We start from the raw sequence: 21,734 nt of genomic DNA on the forward strand, positions 1-21,734 counted from the left end.
TGGGCCATGACCCTCGTCAGCGGGACCGTTTGTAGGCCTCCAGGAGGCGGTCGGCGGCCAGGGCGGGGGTGACGGTGCCTTCCTGGACCTCGCGTTCCACGTCGGCGGTGATGGCCGCGACGGCGGGTGAGGCGTGCAGCTCCGACAGCAGGCGGTTGCGCACCAGGGTCCACGTCCACTGGACCTGCTGGCGGCGGCGCTTGGCGGCCAGGTCGAGGCCGTCCTGGTGGGCCAGGACGTGGCGCCACAGGTCGTCCAGTCCCGCGCCCGTCAGGCCGCTGCAGGTCAGGACCGGGGGCGGCACGCTGTCGGAGCGGAGCATGCGCAGCGCGCCCGCCAGCTCCCTGGCCGCCTTGCGGGCGGCGGGCTCGTGCTCCCCGTCGGCCTTGTTGACCGCGATGACGTCCGCCAGCTCCAGCACGCCCTTCTTGATGCCCTGCAGCTGGTCCCCCGTCCGGGCCAGGCTGAGCAGCAGGAACGTGTCGGCCATGTCGGCGACCGCGGTCTCGGACTGCCCGACACCGACGGTCTCCACCAGCACCACGTCGAACCCGGCCGCCTCGACCACGACCATGGCCTCCCTGGTGGCCTTGGTGACGCCGCCGAGCGTGCCCGAGGTGGGCGAGGGGCGGATGAAGGCGTGCGGGTCGGTGGCCAGGCGCGCCATGCGGGTCTTGTCGCCCAGGATGCTGCCGCCGGTCCGCGTCGAGGAGGGGTCGACGGCCAGCACCGCCACCTGGTGCCCGTCGCCCGTCAGCATGGTGCCCAGGGCGTCGATGAACGTCGACTTGCCCACGCCCGGCACACCGGAGATGCCGACGCGCCTGGCGTTGCCCGACAGCGGGGTCAGCTCGACGAGCAGGCGCTGGGCCAGCGCGATGTGATCGGGCCTGGTCGACTCGACCAGGGTGATCGCGCGGGCGATCCACGTGCGGGATCCGGCCTTCACCCCGTGGACGTAGTCCTCAAGCGAGCGCGTCATCCGCCCTCCTCCAGCCCGCCCATTTCTCGCCTTTCTCCCGCTTGTCAGCCTAACTTCCGACAAATCCTTACTTTTGCCGCTAGGGTGCGGAAGGTCTGATCACGCCTGTCACAGGAGTCCCTCCCCTCATGCCCCACGTCGAACCCCTCCGCGAGGGCGATCCGGCAGCGGTGGGACCCTACCGGCTGATGGGCCGGCTGGGCGCGGGCGGCCAGGGGATCGTCTACCTAGCGCAGGGCCGCAACGGCGTGCCCGTCGCGGTCAAGGTGCTGCGCGACGGCCTGGCGGACGACCGCTTCGCCAAGGAGATCGCCGCCGCCCGGCGGGTGGAGCCGTTCTGCATCGCCCAGGTGCTCGACGCCTCGCTGGGTGGCCGGCCGTACATCGTGACCGAGTACGTGGAAGGGCCGTCGCTGCAGCAGGCCGGACGGCACCGCGGCACGGAGCTGCAGCGGCTGGCGGTGGCGACGGCGACCGCGCTGGCCGCGATCCACCAGGCGGGCGTGGTGCACCGCGACTTCAAGCCCGCCAACGTGCTGCTCGGTCCCGGCGGGCCGCGGGTGATCGACTTCGGGATCGCGCGGGCGGCGGACTCGGGGCTGACGGCGACCAGCAGCATCGTGGGCACGCCCGCGTACATGGCGCCCGAGCAGCTGGCGGGCGCGGCGGTGGGGCCTGCGGCGGACGTGTTCGCGTGGGCGTCGGTGATCGTGTTCGCGGCGAACGGGGCGCCGCCCTTCGGCGACGACTCGCTGCCGGCGGTGATCAACCGGATCCTGCACAACGAGCCGCACCTGGGTGACCTGCCGCAGCCGCTGCGCTCGACCGTGCTGGCGTGCCTGGCCAAGGACCCGGCGCGGCGGCCGCCGATGCAGGAGGTGCTGCTGCAGCTGCTGGGCGGGCAGCCGCCGCCCAGGCAGGGGCAGTCCACGGGTCCGGCCACGCTGCCGGGCCGGGCGCGCCGGGGCACCAGGACTGCGGTCATCGCCGGGTTCTCCGGGGTGTCGGCGCTCGCGCTGGCGGGTGCGATCGTCTGGCTGACGCCCACGGTCGCCACGCCGCACTCGGGCAACCCGCCGGTCGCGGGCACCTCTTCGGGCGTCGCCATCTCGCAGCACTCCTCGGTCACCACGCCGACGCGGCACCGCCGGCCCAGGCGGACCAGGACGCCGGCTCCGGACACGTCCACGGGGGCCACCGCCACGCCCACCTCCAGACCGACCAGGACCCCGACGGCCACCACCAAGCCCAGCTCGTCCAGTGGCGGGTCGCTGCGGATCCTGTGGGTGCACGTCCAGGGCGCCCGCAAGGCCAACACGCAGGACTGCGAGATCGGCGAGTCGCTCACGTCCGGCCTTGTCGAGGGCACCAAGCTGCACACGCTGTTCCGTTACTCGTGGATCATCGACGGCAGCGTGAAGGACAGCTCGGAGGCCTACATCGCCGACTCCTACACCCAGAACCTCACCGGCCCCAACATCAAGACCAACGGCCCGCACCGGGTGACCCTGCGCCTGACCTCGCCGGTGTCGATCACCAAGACGGTGTCGGTCACGGTCTGCCCCGTCGGCACCGAGTGATGGCACCGCTTCAGCCGGAGGATCCGCCCGCCGTCGGCCCCTACCGGCTGCTCGGCCGGCTCGGCGCGGGCGGCCAGGGCGTGGTCTACCTGGGTGAGGCCCCTGACGGGCGGCGGGTCGCGGTCAAGGTGCTGCGTGACGGGCTGGCCGGGGACGGCCGCTTCGCCAAGGAGATCGACGCGGCCAGGCGGGTGGAGCCGTTCTGCATCGCGCAGCTGCTCGACGCCTCGCTGGGCGGCATGCCGTACATCGTGACGGAATACGTCGAAGGGCCATCGCTGCAGGAGGCGGGACGGCACGGCGGGGCCGACCTGCAGCGGCTGGCGGTGGCGACGGCGACCGCGCTGGCGGCCATCCACCGGGCGGGCGTGGTGCACCGCGACTTCAAGCCCGGCAACGTGCTGCTGGGCAGGGACGGGCCGCGCGTCATCGACTTCGGCATCGCCCGCGCCGCCGACGCCTCGCTCACGGTGACGAGCAGCATCGTCGGCACGCCCGCCTACATGGCGCCCGAGCAGCTGGCGGGCACGGTACTGGGTCCCGAGGTGGACGTGTTCGCCTGGGCGTCGGTGATGGTCTTCGCCGCCACCGGGACGCCGCCGTTCGGCAACGACACGCTGCCCGCGGTGATCCGGCGCATCCTGCACGACGAGCCGCAGCTGGGCGACCTGCCGCAGCCGCTGCGCGCGATCGTGCTGGCGTGCCTGGCCAAGGATCCGGCCGCCCGCCCCGCCATTCAGGACGTGCTGTTCCAGCTCATCGGCGCGCAACCCCCGCCCAGGGGTACGGCGAGCAGCTCCCGGGCCCGTCGCCGCGGGAGGGCTGCACTGGTGAGCGTGGGCGCGGTCGGACTGTCGGCGGCCCTGGTGGCGGGAGCCGTGGCCTGGGGCGCGTCCCCCTCCGGCGACGGCCACCAGGCGACCGGCCAGTTCTCGGCATCTCCGGCCTCGGCCACGCCGGCCACCGGCCAGCCGGCCAGGTCGCCCGGCAGCAAGCCGCACAGTTCTCCGGGCAGCAAGCCCCACGGCTCCCCCGCCGGCAAGCCCAGCGCCACCGCGGGCGGCAGGCCCCGGAGCACCCCCACCTCCCACGGAGCCACCGCCAAGCCCACCCCCACGCAGGCGACGACCAAGCCGACGACGTCCAAGCCGACCGCCTCCCCCACCCGCGCGACCGGCACCTTCCGCGTGGTGTCACTCAGCCTGGACGGCGCGCAGGGCACCGGGAAGTCGTGCTGGACCTCCAGCGTCTACCCGGTGGCCGTGATCACCGGCCCGTCGGGCAGGCAGGTCGAGTACAGCTACCGGTGGATCATCGACGGCGAGGACTCAGGACGCAACCCCGGCTGGCTGAGCGGCGGCAGGGGCAAGGTCGAGCACGGCGTCGGCAGCTCCTTCGAGGAGGGCAGGCACACGGTCGTCTTCCGGCTGGTGTCACCGTCGGCCTCGTCGGCCCGCGTGAGCTTCACCGTGTGCCCGCCGTACACGCACTGACGCCCGCCGTACACGGACCGGTACTAGTGGCCGAGGCGGCCGCGCAGGTCGGTGAGGAGTTCCAGGGCGGCGTCGGCGATGACCGTGCCGGGCGGGAAGACCGCGGCGGCGCCCGCGGCGTGTAGCTCGTCGATGTCGCCGGGCGGGATGACGCCACCGACCACGATCATGACGTCGGACGCGTCCAGGTCCGCCAGTGCCTGCCTGAGGGCGGGCACCAGGGTGAGGTGTCCCGCCGCCAGCGAGGACACGCCGACCACGTGCACGTCGGCCTCGACGGCCTGGCGGGCGACCTCCTCGGGCGTCTGGAACAGCGGGCCGACGTCCACGTCGAACCCGAGGTCGGCGAAGGCGGTCGCGATGACCTTCTGGCCCCGGTCGTGGCCGTCCTGGCCCATCTTGGCGACCAGGATGCGCGGCCGCCGCCCCTCGGCGCGCTCGAACTCGGCGCACGCATGCCGCGCCCGATCGATGTTGGCGGACGGGCCTGCCTCGTCGCGGTACACGCCGGAAATCGTACGCACCTGCCCGGCGTGCCTGCCGAACACCTTCTCCAGCGCGTCGGAGATCTCGCCCACGGTGGCCTTGGCCCTGGCGGCGTCGATCGACAGCTTGAGCAGGTTGTGCTCCAGCCCTGGCGCCGGGTTGTCGGCGGCCTTGGTGAGCGCGTCGAGCGTCCTGGCGACCGCGTCGGGATCGCGTTCGGCGCGCAGCCTGCGCAGCTTGTCGGCCTGCTGGGCGCGGACGGCGGAATTGTCCACCTTCAGCAGCTCGGTGGCCATGTCCGCCTCGGCGCGGTACTTGTTCACGCCGATCACGGGCTGCCGGCCCGAGTCGATCCGAGCCTGGGCGCGCGCGGCCGCCTCCTCGATGCGCAGCTTGGGCAGCCCGGCGTCGATCGCGGCGGCCATCCCGCCGGCGGCCTCGACCTCCTGGATGTGCGCCCAGGCCCGTTCGGCCAGCTCGTGGGTGAGCCGTTCGACGTAGTACGAGCCGCCCCACGGGTCGACCGGCGCGGTCGTGCCCGACTCCTGCTGCAGCAGCAGCTGGGTGTTGCGGGCGATGCGCGCCGAGAAGTCGGTGGGCAGCGCGAGCGCCTCGTCCAGCGCGTTGGTGTGCAGCGACTGGGTGTGGCCCTGGGTGGCGGCCATGGCCTCGACGCAGGTGCGGGCCACATTGTTGAAGACGTCCTGCGCGGTCAGCGACCAGCCGGAGGTCTGCGAGTGCGTCCGCAGCGACAGCGATTTCGGGTTCTTCGCGCCGAAGCCGGAGACGAGCTTGGCCCACAGCAGCCGGGCGGCGCGGAGCTTGGCCACCTCCATGAAGAAGTTCATGCCGATGCACCAGAAGAACGACAGGCGCGGTGCGAACCGGTCGACGTCCATGCCCGCGGCGACGCCCGCCCGCAGGTACTCCACGCCGTCGGCCAGCGTGTAGGCCAGCTCCAGGTCGCAGGTGGCCCCGGCCTCCTGGATGTGGTAGCCGGAAATGCTGATGGAGTTGAATTTCGGCATCTTCTCGCTCGTGTACGCGAAGATGTCCGAGATGATGCGCATGGAGGGCGCGGGGGGATAGATGTAGGTGTTGCGGACCATGAACTCCTTGAGGATGTCGTTCTGGATCGTCCCCTGGAGCTGCTCCGGCTTCACCCCCTGCTCCTCGGCCGCCACGATGTACAGCGCGAGCACCGGCAGCACGGCGCCGTTCATCGTCATCGACACCGACATCCGGTCGAGCGGGATCCCGTCGAACAGCTGCCGCATGTCGTAGATCGAGTCGATCGCCACGCCCGCCATGCCCACGTCGCCGGCCACGCGCGGGTGGTCGGAGTCGTAGCCCCGGTGGGTGGCCAGGTCGAAGGCCACCGACAGGCCCTTCTGGCCGGCCGCCAGGTTGCGCCGGTAGAAGGCGTTGGAGTCCTCGGCGGTGGAGAAGCCGGCGTACTGCCTGATCGTCCACGGCTGGGTCACGTACATGCTCGGGTACGGCCCGCGCAGGAACGGCGCGATCCCCGGGTAGGTGTCCAGGAAGTCCAGCCCGTCCAGGTCCGTGTCCGTGTACAGCGGCTTGACCGTGATCCCCTCGGGCGTCTCCCAGACCTCGCCCTCAGGTACGGCGTGCTCGCCCGCGGGCCCGTCGAGCGGGACCTCGGTGAAGTCCGGGATCATCGGGCCACCTCCAGGTCGTCGAGGGTCGTGCGGAGGACGCCGAGCGCGTCGCACCCGGTGAACAGGTGGCCGTCGACGCCCCGGTAATCACCCTTCCCCGCCAGCCACACCCTTCTCGCCCCGGCCCGCCTGAGCGCGGCGGCCACGGCCTCGGCGTGCTCGCCGTACAGTCTGTCGCTCGAGCACAGGCAGGCGACGGTGGAGCCGCTGACGGCGAACGCGGTGGCGATCTGCTCGGGGTCGGTGGAGACGCCGGCCGTCTCGGTGGCCAGCCCGCCGGCGGCGAAGAGGTTGGCGGCGAAGCTCGCCCTGGCCGTGTGCTCGGCCAGCGGCCCGATCGTCGCCAGGAACACCTTGGGCCGCTCGGGCCGCGCGTCCGCCAGGTCTCTGAGCCGCTCGTACGGCTCGGCGTAGCGATACCCGCCCGGCAGGGACGGCACGGGCTCCTCGGCGGCGTCGGGGAACTCGCTCACGCCGGTGATGGGGAAGCGGCGGTGGGCGATGTCGTCGTCGCGGCGGGCCCGGGTGGCGGCGATGCGCTCGGCGGCCAGCGCGGCGGGGTCGGCGGCGGCCTCGAGCTCCTGGAACCAGGCCCAGGCCCGTTCGGCCAGGTCGGCGGTGCGCCGTTCGACGTACCATGAACCGCCCGCGGGGTCGGCGACCCGGCCCACGCCCGCCTCCTCCAGCAGCAGCAGCTGTGCGTTGCGGGCGATCCGCCGGGAGAACGCCTCGGGCCGGCGCAGGCAGGCGTCAAAGGGCTGCGTGGTGACCGTGTCGGCCCCGCCGACCCCGGCGGCGAAGGCGGCGACCGTGGTGCGCAGCATGTTCACCCACGGGTCGCGGGCGGTCATCATGGCCGAGCTGGTGACCGCGTGCTGCGCCTGGGCGGCGGCGCCCGGGGCTCCGCAGGCGGCGGCGATCCTGGCCCACATGCGGCGGGCGGCCCGCAGCTTGGCGATCGTGGCGAACTGGTCGTCGGTGGCCGCGTAGCGGAACTCCAGCTGCCCGAGCGCCTGCTCGATGCTGAGCCCGGCGGCGGTGAGCGCCCGCAGCTGGGCGACGCCCGCGGCCATGGAGCACCCCAGCTCCTGCGCGTCGCCGGCACCCGCGTCATGGTGGGGCAGCGCGTCCACGGTGATCGCCCTGAGCCCTGGATGCTCCGCGGCGCAGATCAGCGCCAGCTCGATGGCGACCTCGTCCGCGGCCGGGTCTCCGGAAACCACGGCGCCCAGGTTGCCCCGCAGGCTCAGGTCCCGGGATGCGGCGAGGCCGAACAGCGCGTTGGCCGCCTGGCCGGTCAGCGGGCCCGCGTCGAGGACGACGGGAGCGAGGTCCAGATAGACGTCCTTCAGCACCTGGCGAAGCGCGGAAACCGGGATCGCGTCGGGGCCCACCACCAGCCACAGCGAGGTGACCCCGTTCTCCAGGTCGGCGAGCACGGCCTCGGTGTCGGCCACCGTGTGCCGTTGCCTGACGTCCCAGCCCGTGCCCGCACGCACCACGCGCGGGGCGGAGGGCAGGTCGGAACGGTCGTAGAGGGGCGCGACGACCAGGTCGTCGTAGGTGGTGCGGGACAGGTCCGCCTCGGGGACCCCGACCAGCGCCCGCCACTCCTCGCGGCTCGTGGGGGGAAACTCCGCAGCCAGTTCCATGTCTGGGATAGTAAGCGGAGTCCGAACAGAAGAATGATTCGGGGGTTACGGGAGCGGGGCATCCCAGGCCAGCCGCCACGTCTGCGGACCGACGACGCCGTCGTCGGGGATGCCCTGGTTGCGCTGGAAGCGCCGGCACACGTCACGGGAGTCGGGCCCGTAGGCGCCGTCGGCCGCGATGTTCCACCCACGCTTGTGCATCTGCCGCTGCCAGGTCTTGACGTCCTCACCGGTCATGACCGGCGGGTACGTCAGCAGCCGCCCGGGGAAGGGCGGTGCGGCGGGCGGGGGATGCGGGGTGCCGCCTCCAGGGCGGGGCGCGCCCTTCTTGACCCACGCGTACAGCGGGTCGCCGGGACAGTCGGTCTGGAAGCCGTCGCGGTGCCCCTTGATCTCACGGCCGGCGTTGCCCCTGTCGCGGCAGTACTGGACCGCGTCGAGGATCCCGCTGAGCACGCCGTCGGGCGGCTGGATGAGCCCGGCGTTTCCGACGAGCCCGAGCACCGCGTAGTGGCCCGCGTTCAGCCCCGCACCATTCGCCGCGGGCAAATGGTGCAAACCCCGACCTTCAAAGACTTTTTCGTGCGGACAGGCGATAAACGAATAACCAATGTCTATCCATCCATTGCCGTCCATGTGGAAGTTCTGAATCGATTGGACGAGCTCGACGCAGCCCTTGTGATCGTGCACGATCCCGGGATCGACCTTGCCACCGGTGTAATGAACTTTCACGCCCTTGGTGGAATCGAGCTGGGTGTAGTCGCCGTGCGGGTCGCGGGCGTGCCAGTCGCGCCTTAACACGAGGTCGATGGCCACGATGATCTCCGAGGATCGGTGAATTGTGACGACCGAGCGTAACGCGCGCCACCAGGACCAGTCCGTGGAATGCCCACAATCGGTCTACGGCCGGATGACCCTCGATTCCGTGACGATCGCGGTAATCAGGTCGTGCGGTGTCACATCGAACGCCGGGTTCAATGCCTGGGTGCCCTCGGGGGCCAGCCGTACACCCCGGATCGCGACGATCTCCTCGGATCCGCGGTCCTCGATCTCGATGTGCTCGCCCGTCGGCGTGGCCGCGTCGATCGTGCTCTCGGGGGCCACGACGTAGAAGGGCACGCCGGCCCGCTCGGCGCCGAGCGCCAGCGCATACGAGCCGATCTTGTTGGCGGTGTCGCCGTTGGCGGCGATCCTGTCGGCGCCGATGAGCACCGCGTCCACGCCGCCCCTGGCCAGCAGGTACGGCCCGGCCGAGTCGGCGACCAGCCGGTGCGGAGCGCCCATCCGGCCCAGCTCCCAGGTGGTGAGCCTGGCGCCCTGCAGCAATGGGCGGGTCTCCAGCGCGAACACCTCGGCCAGGCGGCCCTGCTCGTGCAGGGTCTGGACGACGCCGAGCGCGGTGCCGCGTTCGACGGCGGCCAGGCCGCCGGTGTTGCAGACCGTCATGATGCGCAGCCGGTCGCCCTCGAGCAGGCCGGCGCCGCGCTCGCCCATCGCCCTGCAGGCGGCGATGTCCTCGTCGCGGATGCCCAGCGCGGTCGCCAGCGGGTCATGGGAGGAGGAGGCCTGGTCCACGCCCCAGGCGAGGTTGACCGCGGTGGGCCTGGCGGCGCGCAGCCGGGCGATCGCCTCCTGGTCGCCGCGGGCCAGGGCGACGCCGAGCGCGCCCGCCACGCCCAGGGCGGGCGCGCCGCGCACGGCCAGCCGCCTGATGGCCGCCACCAGCTCGTCGACGGTCTCGATGTGGAGCATGACGCACTCGTCGGGCAGGCGCGTCTGGTCGACGAGCTCGATGGCGCCGTCCACCCAGTCGATGGTCCTCACGCGACCATTCTCCGCCACGGCAACGCTCCGGTCTCCGATCCAGCGGCGGGATGCTTCACCCCCGGGGCGCTTTCCCGCGCCGGGGTCGGCGCGACGGTGTACGGGGGTCGTACGGCGCCCTGTACGGCGGGCCATGGGGACCGTGGTTCCCAGAGATCCGGACCCCCATGGTGGCGGCGCCAAGAACCGCGGTGCCCGCCTACCGAATCGCCGTGACGGCGGGCAAGGATCCCCGACTCGCCGCAAGCGCCGGTCGCAGGCCCTCAGCCGGAGTACGGCGGGCGGCCGGTGGCGGTGGCTCGCCGTACAGCCGACAAGGAAGTCACCCCTCGGACAGGACGATGACGGAGTCGCGGGCGGTGAGGGTGATCTTGGTGGATTTGGGTGGGTTGAGCACGATCCCGTAGCGGGGCGGCGTGTTCATGCCCGCCGCGTTCCGGTACCCGATCGCCGTCTCCCCGCGCCGGCGGGCCGACTCGACGACCGTCGCGAAGGTGACCGGCGTGCCGGGCGTGACGTAGTCCGACGCCGGCCGGGGGTAGATCTCCGAGCCGCTGGAGTCGAAGAGGTAGCCGAAGACGTCGGCCAGGTGCCGGTTCTCCGCCAGCTGGGCCAGCAGCAGCCCGATGACCGTGTCGCTGATCACGATGTCGTCCGCCTCGGTGACCTCGGCGAGCGTGCGGTTGTTCTCGTCGTGCATCTCGCTGACGATCGAGTAGTGCTCGCCGAGCGTGCTCTGCATGTCGCGCAGCTGCAGCAGCGTCATGAGCGTGCGCGTGTCGGCGTGGCCCGGCTTGAACCGGTCGTCCGACAGCACGATGACGTGCTGGCACAGGCCGAGCCCGAGCGACTCCAGCTCGTAGCGGTCGGTGGTGTCGCACTCCTTGACGTTCACCGTGAGGTTGCGCAGTCCGCCCAGGTTCATCCCGGCCTTGGGGTGGTCCGCGGCGACCTCGAGCACCGAGCCAGGCGCCACATACCCGTCGAGGTAGCGGATGATCTGCCCGGCGCGGCCGTTCCAGTTGAGCAGCAGCGTGCGCTCGGGCTGGAGTTTGGTACGTTCCGTGGCGGCCATCGCCGGCTCGTCCAGCGACGGCTTCCCCGTCGCCAGGCGGATCGCGGAGTCGTCCTGGGCGATCACGACGACCTGGTCCTCCGCCTCGATCACCGTGTCGGCAGGCGGGTTGAGCGCGACGCCCGACGGGCGGCGCAGGCCGAGCACGGTGGCGGTCTGGTAGGCGTGCAGCGCCTCGCCGTAGGTGCGCCCGGCCAGCTCGGCGCCGGGGCGCAGGTAGATCTCGCCGCCGTCGAAGTTGAGCAGGTCCATGCAGACCACCGACATGCCCGACTGGCGCGAGGACTGCACGATCAGCCGGGAGGCGGTGTCGTCGGAGTCGACCAGGTGCACCTCCTTGCCGCCCGCCAGCCGGGCGGCGGCCAGGTTGCGGCTGGAGGCCAGCGCGGCCACCACCGGCGGGTGCGGGCCCGTCCGCTTGTTCAGCGCCAGCAGGATCTTGATGACGTGCGCGTCCGGGTCCTCGCCCTCCGGCGACAGCACGACCACCGAGCGGGCCGAGGCCAGGTTCATCAGGCCCAGGTCGCGCGGCTCCGTCGGCCGTCCCGTCCGGCACACCAGCCGGGTCGTGCCCAGGTCGCCCGCGCGCTCGCGCAGTTCCTCCTCCATGGCCAGCTTGTCGCGCTCGGCCAGGATCGCGATGACCGAGCCCTTCTGGCTGGCGTGCGCCTTGACCAGCTCGGCGACGATCGTGAAGACCTGGTCCGACCAGCCGAGCACCACCGTGTGGCCCGACTCGACGATGCGCGAGCGGCCCCTGCGCAGCCGGTCCACGCGCAGTTTCAGCCCGTTGGACAGCAGGCCGACGAGCATGCTCACGATGAAGATGCCGCCGAGCGACCCGGCGAACATGATCGCCATGTACCCCAGCGAGCCCTTGTCGCTGGCCACCTTGGCCGGGCTCAACGCGTGCATGAGCGCGATCCACAGCACCTTGCCCGGCCCGTCCACCCCGTCCGGCTCGCCGGGGGCCAGCCAGAGCGTCAACCCGGCGACCACCACGATGAGGGCGATCGACACCATCGCCAGCCAGCCGATCAGCGAGGCGGTCCCCCGGGACATGGTGTTGTCGAACCAGTACCGGACCCGCTCACGGAACGTCACCCTCGACACCCCGAAACCTCCACTTGAGCCCCATTTGCCCCAACGCATAAAGGTACCGGGCGATCTGCCCAGGTGCATGCGGACCTGTAACGTATCCGCCATGGTGACCCCCCTGACGCCGGACGATCCGGTCGAGCTGGGCTCCTACCGGCTGGCCGGCCGGCTCGGCGAGGGTGGCCAGGGGGTCGTCTACCTGGGCTTCGACGCCACCGGCGAGCGGGTCGCGGTCAAACTCCTCAGCACCGGCGACCCGCAGACGCGCGCGCGCCTGGCCCGCGAGCTGTCCGCGCTGGAGAGCATCGCCTCGTTCTGTACGGCCCGCGTCCTGGACGCCGCCACGCAGAGTTCCCGCCCGTACGTGGTGAGCGAGTTCGTCGACGGCCCCTCGCTGTCCGAGCGGGTCCGCGAGCGGGGCCAGCTGCGCGGCGGCGAACTGGAACGGCTCGCCGTCGGCACGGCCACCGCGCTGGCGGCCATCCACGCGGCCGGGGTGGTGCACCGCGACTTCAAGCCCGCCAACGTCCTGCTGGGCCCGGACGGGCCGCGGGTCGTGGACTTCGGTATCGCCCGCGCGGAGGACGCCGCGACGCACACGTCGGGTCTCATCGGCACGCCCACGTACCTGTCGCCGGAGCAGATCGGCGGCTCGCCCGCCACGGCCACCTCGGACGTGTTCGCCTGGGGCGCCACCATCGTCTACGCGGCCACCGGCGCCAGCCCGTTCGGCGCGGACACGGTCCCCGCGGTCCTCCACCGGGTCCTGCATTTCGACCCCGACCTGTCGGCGCTCCCGCCTCGCCTGCGCCCCATCATCGCCACGGCCCTGTCCAAGGACCCCACCCGCCGCCCCACGGCCCGCGACCTCATGGTCACCCTGGTCAACCCCACCACCCCGCCGCACCCAGGGAACGCCCCACCGCCGGGCCTCACGCCACCCCAGCCATTCGAGGGCACGGAGCCCCGGGCGATCGCCACCACCGGCGTACCCCGCCGACGCGCTCCCCGCGCCCTCCTCTTCGGCACCGTGGCCGCCGTCTTAGCCCTGGCAGCCGGCGGCGCCACCCTCTGGTGGGCCAACCGCTCCCCCGCCACCACCACGACCACCACCATGTCCCCCGCCCCGTCGACGCCCCCGGACACCGAACCCGCTCAGTCCCAGCAACCCTCCACCCAGGCCCCGCAATCCAACGCCAAGATCCCCTCGGCCTTCGTGGGCACCTGGAAGGGCACAGCCAGCGGCAAGATCCTCGACCGCGAGTTCAAGAACGACCCGGTAACCCTCACGCTGCACGCCGGAAAGCCCACCGGCACCTGGGAGTCGCCGGGCGAGGACCCCGGATGCAGCAAGGGCACGCTGACTCTCACGGCCGCGACCGCGGCCAAGCTGACCTTCACGCTCGGCGGCCTCGGAGGCTCCTGTTCGGTCATCGACGAAGCGGGCGCGATCGGCGGAATCGTGGTCACCGTGGAGAAGAAGGCACCCGACAAGCTCGCCTACAAACTCACGTTCTCCATGCTCGGCGACAGCAAAGGCGACCTCAGCCGAGTCGGCCCACAATCGGTTCAGCAATGAATACGAGGTCGGGGCCATCGACGCGCAAACTTGGGATCGACGTCCGCGGCTGAATCAGCCAGGCGAACATCGACCCCAAGTCCCTGACGAAGCACACGGAAATAACGCTTCATGCAGCTAGATGCCACATGCTTGCGTGGCATGCTTGGTTGCCACATGCAGATCTCGCAGAATCGTATAGCAGGTACTTTTGTCTCCGTCTTGGCGTGCCCTGCAGGCGGCCTTCGATCCCGACCCGATCGTGTACCCATGGTGCTGAAGGATCAGCAGGCAGTACTCGTAAGCAGATGCCGCCGACGCGGGAGCGGGCGTGGCCGAGGTGTACAGGATCGGGCTGGCCAATGTCGCCGCCAGCACTCCTGCGAGCTTCACCCGGAACCTCAACGGGCCTCCTAAGATCGCGGACAAACGTCGGCCTTGACGATAATCGTGGAGCTTGGGGCCGACAAGGCCTGCTGTGACGCAATTTGATTCATGAGGACATCGGAGCAGATGGCGGCAATGAAGCTGAGGCATCAGTCAGCGAGGGCGCCGACTCGTCGACCGCCATTCGCAATTGCAAAAGAAGCCACTATGAGGAAGAGAAACAGCAGCGCCCTCAAACGCACTCTGTTTGCGAGCCCGGCAAGGCCTGCCCAGTAGAACTGCAGCTTGCCGACGGCGGCCCGCGCGGCGATGCCCTCGATGCTCAGCTTGGCGTATCCCACTTCCTGGACCAGGTCGAACGCTGCGGTGATGATGGCGCGCCTGGAGGTCCGGCGGGCCGCGCTGGCGGAGATCTTGCGCTGCGTCGTCATGCGCCCAACCCAGCAGGAAGGCGATACGAGACGAGACGGTTCGTCTTAGCGCGTCAGGCACGCATCGCATACGTTCATCGTCACGAACCGAGACGGTCCGTCTCGCGTGAAGGTCTGGGCGGGCTGGGAGCAGGTCAGCCGGGCCGCCGAGCGGGCCGTACCGGCCCCGGGATGTACCGCCTGACGAGTTCCGATTCACGTCACTTATCCAAGGAGACAGGCCATAGGACGCCTCGCATCCCCTCGCCGGCTCCGCCGTACCGCGTCGCGGGCGGTGCCCGCGGACCCGTCATCGATCCACATCGACCGGCTTGGCCGAGAACAGGGGAAGAGCCTTATGCGTACCTCACAACTCACTCTGCACGACATCACCAAGACCTACGGTGATCAGATCGTCCTCGACCGGGCTTCGTTGACGATCAAGCCCGGCGAGAAGGTCGGCGTCATCGGCGACAACGGCTCGGGCAAGTCCACGCTCCTCAGGATCGTCGCCGGACAGGAGAGCCTCGACGGTGGCGAGATGACAGTGCGCGCGCCCGGCGGCATCGGTTACCTGGCCCAGACGCTGGACCTGCTGTACGACGCCACCGTTCAGGACGCCGTCGACCTGGCCCTGACGGACCTGCGTGAGCTCGAAGCACGGATGCGCGAGGCCGAGGCACGGTTGGACACCTCCCACGCGGCCAAGACCTACGCCGCCCTGATCGAGCAGTACGAGGCGCGAGGCGGCTACGAAGCCGACACCCGCGTAGGTATCGCGCTTCACGGCCTCGGGCTTCCGTACCTGGAGCCGTCCCGGCGGCTCGGCACACTGTCCGGCGGGGAGCGCGCCCGCCTGGCGCTGGCCGCCACGCTGGCGTCGCAGCCGGAACTGCTGCTCCTGGACGAGCCGACGAACGACCTGGACGACCAGGCGGTCGGTTGGCTGGAAGCGCACCTGCGCGCGCACCGCGGAACAGTGGTCGCGGTCACCCACGACCGAGTGTTCCTGGAGCGGCTGACCACCACGATCGTCGAGGTCGAGGCCGGCCGGGTGTCCCAGTACGGCGACGGCTACGACGGCTACCTCGCCGCCAAGCTCGCCCAGCGACGACGACGGATGAAGGAGTACGACGACTGGCGCGACGAACTCGCTCGCAACAAGCGCGTCGCCGCGTCCAACGTGGCGAGGCTGGACGCCATCCCGCGCAAGGCGCCGCTGAGCGTGTTCGGTCACGGCGGGTTCCGCGCACGCGGGCGCGGGCACGGTGCGATGGTCCGCATCCGCAACGCCAAGGAGCGGGTCGAGCGGCTGACCGCCGCCCCCGTGACGCCACCGCCCGACCCGCTGGTGCTCACCGCGCGGGTCACCACCGGATCGGCCGCCCGGGGCGGCGAGCCGGCCGCCCAGCTCACCGGCGTGCATGTCGGGAACAGGCTGAACGTGCCCTTCCTGCTGATCCAGCCCACCGAGCGGCTGCTGGTGACCGGCCCCAACGGAGCCGGCAAGAGCACCCTCATGCGGGTCCTCGCCGGGGAACTGCGACCGGACGGCGGCGCCGTGCGCGTTCCCGGCCGCGTCGGACACCTGCGCCAGGAGGGGACGCATTGGGCGCCCGAGCTCACCGTCGTCCAGGCGTTCGGCCAGGGAAGGCCCGGCGACGCGGACGAGCACGCCGAGACGTTGCTCTCCCTCGGCCTGTTCAGCCCCGCCGACCTGCGCCGGCGCGTGGGTGAACTGTCCTACGGACAGCGGCGCAGGATCGAACTGGCTCGGCTGGTGAGCGAACCGGTCGATCTGCTGCTGCTGGACGAGCCCACCAACCACCTTTCCCCCGCGCTCGTCGAGGAACTGGAGGAGGCACTGATCGGATATCAGGGCGCGCTGGTGATCGTCACGCATGACCGACGGATGCGGTCGAGGTTCGCCGGCTCACACCTCGTGCTGCGCGAAGGCCGGATCGGCACCGGGGCCGCTCAGCCGAGCGTGGGCGCTGCTGGAGCCGCCTAGCGCCGGAGATCGAGGATCTGCTCGGCGAGCTCGCGAGCCAGCGCCGCGGGGCGCTGGTCGGCTTGGGTGGCACCGGCCGCCAGCGTCCCTGTGACGAGCAGAAGGTACTGGGCGGCAGCGTGCCCGGGCTGCGGATGTTCGAGCTTGACGAGTTCGTGCTCGAAGAGCCGATGCAGACGCAGGTGGTAGTCGCGGATGATGGCGTGCGCGGGGTGGTCGGGGTCGGTCAGTGTGAGATCGGCGGCCAGGTAGCGGCAGCCGCGGAAGTCGGGCTCGGCGATGATGCGGGAGAGGTTGTCGAAGATGGCCAGCAGGCGGTCGCGTGGGTCCTCGCCCGCGGCCTGCATGATCTCCATGTAGCGGGCTTCGTCCTCGGCGGTGCTTCGCCGCAGCGCCTCCGCGATCAGCCCTTCTTTCCCGCCGAAGTGGTCGTACAGCGAGCGGCGGGCCACGTTCGCGGCTTTCAGGAGAGTGTCTACGCCGACGCCCACGCCGTGGCTGTAAGTCAGCTCTTGGGCGGCGTCAAGCAGGCGTTCCCGTGGGCCGGGCGTGGCGCGTGTGCTCATGGTCTCAGCCTGCCACCACTTGACGACGAGATCAACCGGTCTATATAAATCTTTTAGACCGTACGTTCTATCTCTTAAGGATTGCCAAGTGACGCTTCGCACGACGGCCGATGTCATCGACCGCTTCAACCGCGCCTTCGTCGAGCGCGACCCTGATCTGCTCACGGATCTGGTCGCCGAGGACTGCGTGATGGAATCCGTCCAGCCGGCGCCCACCGGGGAACGCGTCGAGGGCCGCCAGGCCTGCCTGGACTGGTGGCGCGCGCTCGTCGAGGACCGCAGCAGTCAGTTCCAGCCGCAGGAGGTCGTGCTCGCGGGAGAGCGGGCGACGATCCGCTGGCATTACCGCTTCGGCCCGGGCCCCGCGGACTGGGTCAGCGGCGTGAACCTCATGCACGTGCGCGACGGCCAGATCATCGAGGCCCTCGGCTACAGCAAGACCGCCGGCGAAGTCCCGCTGGCCACCGACGCCGACTGAGCACCGCGAACCGCGTCAATGGGCTCCGCCCGGTCATTGACCGGGTGTTCTCCTTCGATGACGCACCTGACGCCTACCGTTACTACGCCTCGGGCAAGGCGTTGGGGAAGGTCGTCATCGAGCACTGATCCGGCTACCCGGACCTTGCGCCCGAACCAGGCGCAAGGTCCGGCCTCACGCCGGCTTGCGCACTCGGGCGACAGCCAGGGAGGTGAGAACGGCGAGGATCGCCCCGAACCACAGGACCCCCGCGATGGCCACGTTGTCGGCGACGATGCCTCCGAACAGGGCGCCGAGCGCGATGGCCAGGTTGAACACCGAGGTGTTCAACGCGGTGGCGGCCTCGGCCGACTGCCCCGCCGCCCGGAGGATCCAGGTCTGCACGCTCACCGGCACGCCGCCGAAGGCCAGCCCCCACATGATGAGCAGGCTCACCCCGCCGACCGTGTTGCCGCCAACGAGCGGGAAGAGCGCAAGGACCGCGGCGAGCAGGACGCTGATGGTGATGACGGTCGCGCGGAGGTTGCGCGCCGCCACGCTTCCGACGATGAAGTTGCCGACGATCCCGGCGACGCCGAAGGCCAGCAAGAGCGGCCCGATCAGGCCGCTGTCGATTCCCGCGATGGCCTGCAGGATCGGGCTGACGAAGGTGAAGGCGGCGAAATGGCCGCTGACCAGGAGGAACGTGGAGATGATGCCGACCCTGACGGCGGGGTTGCGTAGCTGCTCGGCGAGCGTGCGCAGCCGTACGGGCTGAGTGGCTGGGATGGTCGGCAAGAGGAGGAACAGGGCGATGACCACCAGCAGGCCGAGCCCGCCGACGGCCGCGAACGCGACGCGCCAGTCGGTCAGCCCGCCGATCAGCGTTCCCGCCGGAACGCCGAGCACGTTGGCGGCCGTGGCCCCGCCGAAGGTGAGCGCCGTGGCCTGGGGGACGTACTTTTCCGGCACCAGGCGTACGGCGATGCCGGCCGCGAGCGCCCAGAAGCCGCCGATGCTGATCCCCACGAGGAACCGCGCCGCCAGCAGCACGGGGAACGTCGGGGCCAGCGCGGACATCAGATTGGCCAGCACCGTCAAGACGATCAGGCCGAGCAGGACGATCCGCCGGTCCAGGCGGCCGATCGCCACCGGGAGGATGGGGGCGGTGGCCGAGGCGACCAGGCCAGGCACGGTAACCATGAGGCCCGCCGTACCCTCCGACACCTCCAGCGACCCGCCGACGGAGGTGAGCAGGCCGACGGGGAGCTGCTCGACGGTGACGACGGAGAAGGTGCCGACGGCCACCGCCACGACGCCGAGCCATCTCTTGAGCGGCACGCGATCGGGGACGGGTGGGGCAGGCAGTGCGGAATCCAGGGTGGTCATGAGGGTGCTCCTCTCCGTCGCGGTGCGCGACGGGATTGTGGGGTACGGCGGGCGGTGGTTAGCGCGTGGCGCGGATGGTCTGGCCCGTCACCCAGGCGGCCTCGTCGCTGATCAGCCAGGCGACCAGGGGCGTGGTGTCTCTCGGCAGGTTTCGCAGGCTGTCGGCCCGGTCGTCGATCGGTCCAGTGGCCACCACGTTGACGGTGACGCCCCGGCCGCCAAGTTGTATCGCGGCGGCCAGAACCAGGTGTTCGACGGCGGCCTTGGAGCCTGAGTACAGGCCGTACTCTCCGGTCATGAACGAGGCGGGGGCGGCGGACAGCACCACATAGCGCCCACCGTCTGCGAGGTGGCGGGCGGCGGCGCGCAGAGTGTTGAAGGCGCTGCGGGTGTTGTGGTCGATGAGGTGGTCGAAATCATCGTCGGCCAGGTCGGCCAGCGGCTTGCCGATGACCGCTCCGGGAGTGTGCACGACGACGTCCAGCCTGCCGTGCCGTGCCACCACGCCTTGGAACAGCGTGTTCACATCCGCCGAGACAGTGGCGTCCGACCGGCTCGCCTCGGCCGTCACCTCGTACTTCTCCAGGGCGGCCAGCGTCCGCTGGGCGGCCTCGTCATCGTTGGCATAGCTGATCACCGTGGTGGCTCCGCGCGAGGCGAGGTTCTCGGCGAACCTCGCCCCCTGGCCACGGCTGCCGCCGACGACCAACGCGACTTTGCCGTTTAGATCACGCGACATGGGGATCCTCTCAACGGGGTTCAGCGGGCGCTCCACATCCTGCATCGACCGGCCCTAGCTGCGGAAACAGAGAATTTTGTGGCCTGTCACAGTCATCGCTTGTGTCGAGCGCGGCGGCCGGACCCAGTAGCGTGAGCCTGGTGATTGACGTGGATATCCGGCATTTGGAGTCGTTTATTGCGGTTGCGCAGGAGCTGAACATCACGCGCGCCGCCGCCCGGCTCCACCTGACGCAACAGGCCGTCTCGACGCACATCCAGCAATTGGAACGCTCCCTGCAGGTGACGCTTCTTGTCCGTACGTCCAGGGGCGTGCTGCTGACTCCTGCGGGCGACGAGCTCGCGGCCGGCGGCAAAGCGGTCGTCTCGGAGCTGTCGGAGCTGGCCGAGCGGGTACGGCACACCGCCCGGCAACAGGCCGGCACCCTGCGCCTGGCCTGCTGCCCGTACTCCACGTCGCTGTTCTCCATCGAAGTCGCCGACGCGATGGAGACGGCGGTTCCCGGGCTGTCAGTCGAGCTGACCAGCGTGCGCACCCAGCAGGAGGAACTGGAACTGCTCAACGCCGGCACTGCCGACGCGGCGTTCATGTGGCTGCCGGTCAGCGAGGTCGGACTGCACCACGCTGTGATCCGCACCGACCCGCGAGCCGTGGCCCTGCCCGCGAACCACCGGCTGGCCGGGCGCGCCGCGGTCTCGCTCGCGGACCTGGCCGACGAATCCGTCATCCGCCCCGACGTCTTCATCTCCCCCGAAGCCGAGCGGCACTGGATCATCGACCCTCGTCCCGACGGTACCCCTGCTCCGCGCGGCCCCTCGGTCGCCCAGATCGAGGACTGCCTGCTCATGGTCGCCCGCGGCCGCGGGATCTGGCTGGCACCCGAACCGCTGAGCCGGTGGGCGCCGGCCGTCAACATCTGCTGGCTCCCCGTCACTGACGCCGAACCCTGCGAGCTGGCCGTCGTGTGGGCCCCGCGAGCTCCGGAATCCCTGGTGGCCCGCTTGATCGCGGAGGTGCGAAAGATCATCACCTGACCGTCCGACCCCGACACACGACGGAGCCCTGGTTCTCCAGCAGGCCGCTCCCGGTGTTGTGGTGCCGCTGGCGATGGCCATCCTGCTCAATGAATTAACGGTATACCATTGTGATTCGGGCAAATGGTTCGACAGGTGCCCGCGTTGACCAGGATCATTGACGGCATGTCTGTGATCAGGGAGGTGCCCTTCCCCAGCCCGGACTCGCCCGATCTGCCGATGAACATCTGGATCGACGACGCCGACACCACGCTCGACGTCATCGACGCGCTCGCGCTGTCGCCGTTCGCCACCGGCGTGCAGCCGTGGGCCAGGCAGGCCAACCTCGAGCGTGTCCGTCCCGATGCCCCGCTGCGTCCCGCGCACGGCCGCGTCATGCGCACCGCGCAGGTGGAGGAGGGCTCGGAGTCCCGGCTCATCTGCGGTGACGGCTGGACCCTGCGCGTGCTGCGGCACCGCAACCGCACCGCCCTGGTCGCGGTCACGGCGGTCAGCGAGGAACTGGCCCGCTCGGTGCTCAAGGAGTGCGTGGACGGCGCCGAGGAGCCGGAGCCGGAGGCCGACCACGTCGAGATGGGCTTCTGGTGGCGCGGCTCGCACGGCGGCAGCCGTTCGGAGAAGCCGATCACCGCCCAGCCGTGGGAGGAGATCAGCGGCAACTACTCGGGCAGGGTGCGCACCCAGATCGACCGCCTCATGAAGGTGACGCCTGCCGACGTCAGCGGCCGCCTCATCCTCCTGCACGGCGCCCCCGGCACGGGCAAGACGACGCTCCTGCGCTCGCTCGCCCAGCAGTGGGGCTCCTGGTGCCAGGTCGACTGCGTCCTGGACCCCGAGCGCCTGTTCGACGAGCCCGGCTACCTCATGGAAGTGGCGGTCGGCTACGACTGCGACGAGGACGAGGAGCAGCGCTGGCGCCTGCTGGTGCTGGAGGACTGCGACGAGCTCATCCGCGCCGGCGCCAAGGCCGCCGCGGGCCAGGGCCTGTCGCGCCTGCTCAACCTCACCGACGGCCTGCTCGGACAGGGCCGCGACGTGCTCGTCGCGATCACCACCAACGAGGATCTGGCGCGCCTGCACCCCGCTGTCGTACGGCCGGGCCGCTGCCTGGCCCAGCTGGAGATCGGCCCGCTCACGCGGGACGAGGCGGTCGCCTGGCTCGGCACGCCCGAGGGCGTCGGCCCTTCGGGCGCCACGCTCGCCGAGCTGTACGCGACCCGAGCCGGACGCACCGTCTCACCGACGATCTCCACGGAGTCGACGGGCCTCTACCTCTAGCGGCACATGAGGACGCCCGGGCCGGCCGGCCCG

18 protein-coding genes are annotated in these 21,734 nt (G+C 70.9%); 8 read left to right on the forward strand and 10 right to left on the reverse strand.

Translation table 11 applies throughout. The features are described 5' to 3' along the window. Positions 1-16 precede the first annotated feature (16 nt). A complete protein-coding gene (gene meaB, locus ACIBHX_RS19230; protein WP_397068466.1) occupies positions 17-982 on the reverse strand; it encodes a methylmalonyl Co-A mutase-associated GTPase MeaB in 966 nt (321 codons plus the stop codon). 128 nt (positions 983-1,110) lie between these two features. Between meaB and ACIBHX_RS19235 the strand changes: the two genes are divergently transcribed. Continuing rightward, positions 1,111-2,562 carry a serine/threonine-protein kinase gene (locus ACIBHX_RS19235; protein WP_397068467.1) on the forward strand — a complete coding sequence of 484 codons (1,452 nt, stop codon included), beginning with the start codon at positions 1,111-1,113 and terminating at the stop codon, positions 2,560-2,562. Further along, complete coding sequence (locus ACIBHX_RS19240; protein ID WP_397068468.1) at positions 2,562-4,055, forward strand: protein kinase; 1,494 nt, start codon at positions 2,562-2,564, stop codon at positions 4,053-4,055. Before ACIBHX_RS19235 ends, ACIBHX_RS19240 begins: the two co-directional genes overlap by 1 nt. Before the next feature lie 23 nt (positions 4,056-4,078). Here the strand turns inward: ACIBHX_RS19240 and scpA are convergent, their stop codons facing one another. From scpA to ACIBHX_RS19265, 5 genes are all read right to left on the reverse strand, one after another. Beyond that, entirely contained in the window at positions 4,079-6,223 is a 2,145-nt protein-coding gene (gene scpA, locus ACIBHX_RS19245) for a methylmalonyl-CoA mutase (RefSeq protein ID WP_397068469.1), read from the reverse strand. After that, on the reverse strand, positions 6,220-7,875 hold the full coding sequence (locus ACIBHX_RS19250) for a methylmalonyl-CoA mutase family protein (protein ID WP_397068470.1): 1,656 nt from the start codon (positions 7,873-7,875) through the stop codon (positions 6,220-6,222). Before ACIBHX_RS19250 ends, scpA begins: the two co-directional genes overlap by 4 nt. A gap of 45 nt (positions 7,876-7,920) precedes the next feature. Then, positions 7,921-8,691 (reverse strand): N-acetylmuramoyl-L-alanine amidase, encoded by a 771-nt coding sequence (locus tag ACIBHX_RS19255; protein WP_397068471.1) that lies wholly within the window; start codon positions 8,689-8,691, stop codon positions 7,921-7,923. A gap of 84 nt (positions 8,692-8,775) precedes the next feature. Further along, complete coding sequence (mtnA, locus tag ACIBHX_RS19260; RefSeq protein ID WP_397068472.1) at positions 8,776-9,699, reverse strand: S-methyl-5-thioribose-1-phosphate isomerase; 924 nt, start codon at positions 9,697-9,699, stop codon at positions 8,776-8,778. Between the two features lie 322 nt (positions 9,700-10,021). Beyond that, the gene (locus tag ACIBHX_RS19265) at positions 10,022-11,878 is read right to left on the reverse strand and encodes a TrkA C-terminal domain-containing protein (protein WP_397068473.1); all 1,857 of its coding nucleotides are present in this window, start codon (positions 11,876-11,878) and stop codon (positions 10,022-10,024) included. Positions 11,879-11,978: 100 nt separating this feature from the next. Here ACIBHX_RS19265 and ACIBHX_RS19270 point away from each other — a divergent pair, with 100 nt between their 5' ends. Then, complete coding sequence (locus ACIBHX_RS19270; RefSeq protein ID WP_397068474.1) at positions 11,979-13,451, forward strand: serine/threonine-protein kinase; 1,473 nt, start codon at positions 11,979-11,981, stop codon at positions 13,449-13,451. A gap of 515 nt (positions 13,452-13,966) precedes the next feature. On the opposite strand, the gene ACIBHX_RS19275 is transcribed toward ACIBHX_RS19270, so the two are convergent. Further along, positions 13,967-14,248, reverse strand: coding sequence for a TetR family transcriptional regulator (locus ACIBHX_RS19275; protein ID WP_397068475.1), 282 nt, complete (start codon positions 14,246-14,248; stop codon positions 13,967-13,969). Positions 14,249-14,585: 337 nt separating this feature from the next. Here ACIBHX_RS19275 and ACIBHX_RS19280 point away from each other — a divergent pair, with 337 nt between their 5' ends. Next, the gene (locus ACIBHX_RS19280; RefSeq protein WP_397068476.1) at positions 14,586-16,238 is read left to right on the forward strand and encodes a TlrC/CarA/OleB/SrmB family ABC-F type ribosomal protection protein; all 1,653 of its coding nucleotides are present in this window, start codon (positions 14,586-14,588) and stop codon (positions 16,236-16,238) included. Here the strand turns inward: ACIBHX_RS19280 and ACIBHX_RS19285 are convergent. Then, on the reverse strand, positions 16,235-16,804 hold the full coding sequence (locus tag ACIBHX_RS19285) for a TetR/AcrR family transcriptional regulator (RefSeq protein ID WP_397068477.1): 570 nt from the start codon (positions 16,802-16,804) through the stop codon (positions 16,235-16,237). The two genes, ACIBHX_RS19280 and ACIBHX_RS19285, sit on opposite strands and share 4 nt — an antisense overlap. 88 nt (positions 16,805-16,892) lie before the next feature. Here ACIBHX_RS19285 and ACIBHX_RS19290 point away from each other — a divergent pair, with 88 nt between their 5' ends. Together ACIBHX_RS19290 and ACIBHX_RS19295 are read left to right on the forward strand one after the other, a co-directional pair. Further along, complete coding sequence (locus ACIBHX_RS19290) at positions 16,893-17,282, forward strand: nuclear transport factor 2 family protein (RefSeq protein WP_397068478.1); 390 nt, start codon at positions 16,893-16,895, stop codon at positions 17,280-17,282. 44 nt (positions 17,283-17,326) lie between these two features. Continuing rightward, on the forward strand, positions 17,327-17,410 hold the full coding sequence (locus tag ACIBHX_RS19295; RefSeq protein ID WP_397068772.1) for a hypothetical protein: 84 nt from the start codon (positions 17,327-17,329) through the stop codon (positions 17,408-17,410). 46 nt (positions 17,411-17,456) lie between these two features. On the opposite strand, the gene ACIBHX_RS19300 is transcribed toward ACIBHX_RS19295, so the two are convergent. Next, positions 17,457-18,650 carry an MFS transporter gene (locus ACIBHX_RS19300; RefSeq protein ID WP_397068479.1) on the reverse strand — a complete coding sequence of 398 codons (1,194 nt, stop codon included), beginning with the start codon at positions 18,648-18,650 and terminating at the stop codon, positions 17,457-17,459. A gap of 58 nt (positions 18,651-18,708) precedes the next feature. Then, the gene (locus ACIBHX_RS19305) at positions 18,709-19,389 is read right to left on the reverse strand and encodes an SDR family oxidoreductase (protein ID WP_397068480.1); all 681 of its coding nucleotides are present in this window, start codon (positions 19,387-19,389) and stop codon (positions 18,709-18,711) included. Between the two features lie 140 nt (positions 19,390-19,529). Between ACIBHX_RS19305 and ACIBHX_RS19310 the strand changes: the two genes are divergently transcribed. Together ACIBHX_RS19310 and ACIBHX_RS19315 are read left to right on the forward strand one after the other, a co-directional pair. Further along, entirely contained in the window at positions 19,530-20,423 is an 894-nt protein-coding gene (locus ACIBHX_RS19310) for a LysR family transcriptional regulator (protein ID WP_397068481.1), read from the forward strand. A 165-nt stretch (positions 20,424-20,588) separates the two neighbouring features. Beyond that, positions 20,589-21,701, forward strand: coding sequence for a DUF5925 domain-containing protein (locus ACIBHX_RS19315; protein WP_397068482.1), 1,113 nt, complete (start codon positions 20,589-20,591; stop codon positions 21,699-21,701). The last annotated feature ends 33 nt before the right edge of the window (positions 21,702-21,734 follow it).

This window comes from Nonomuraea sp. NPDC050536 (assembly GCF_044457685.1).
In the GTDB taxonomy this organism is placed as follows: domain Bacteria; phylum Actinomycetota; class Actinomycetes; order Streptosporangiales; family Streptosporangiaceae; genus Nonomuraea.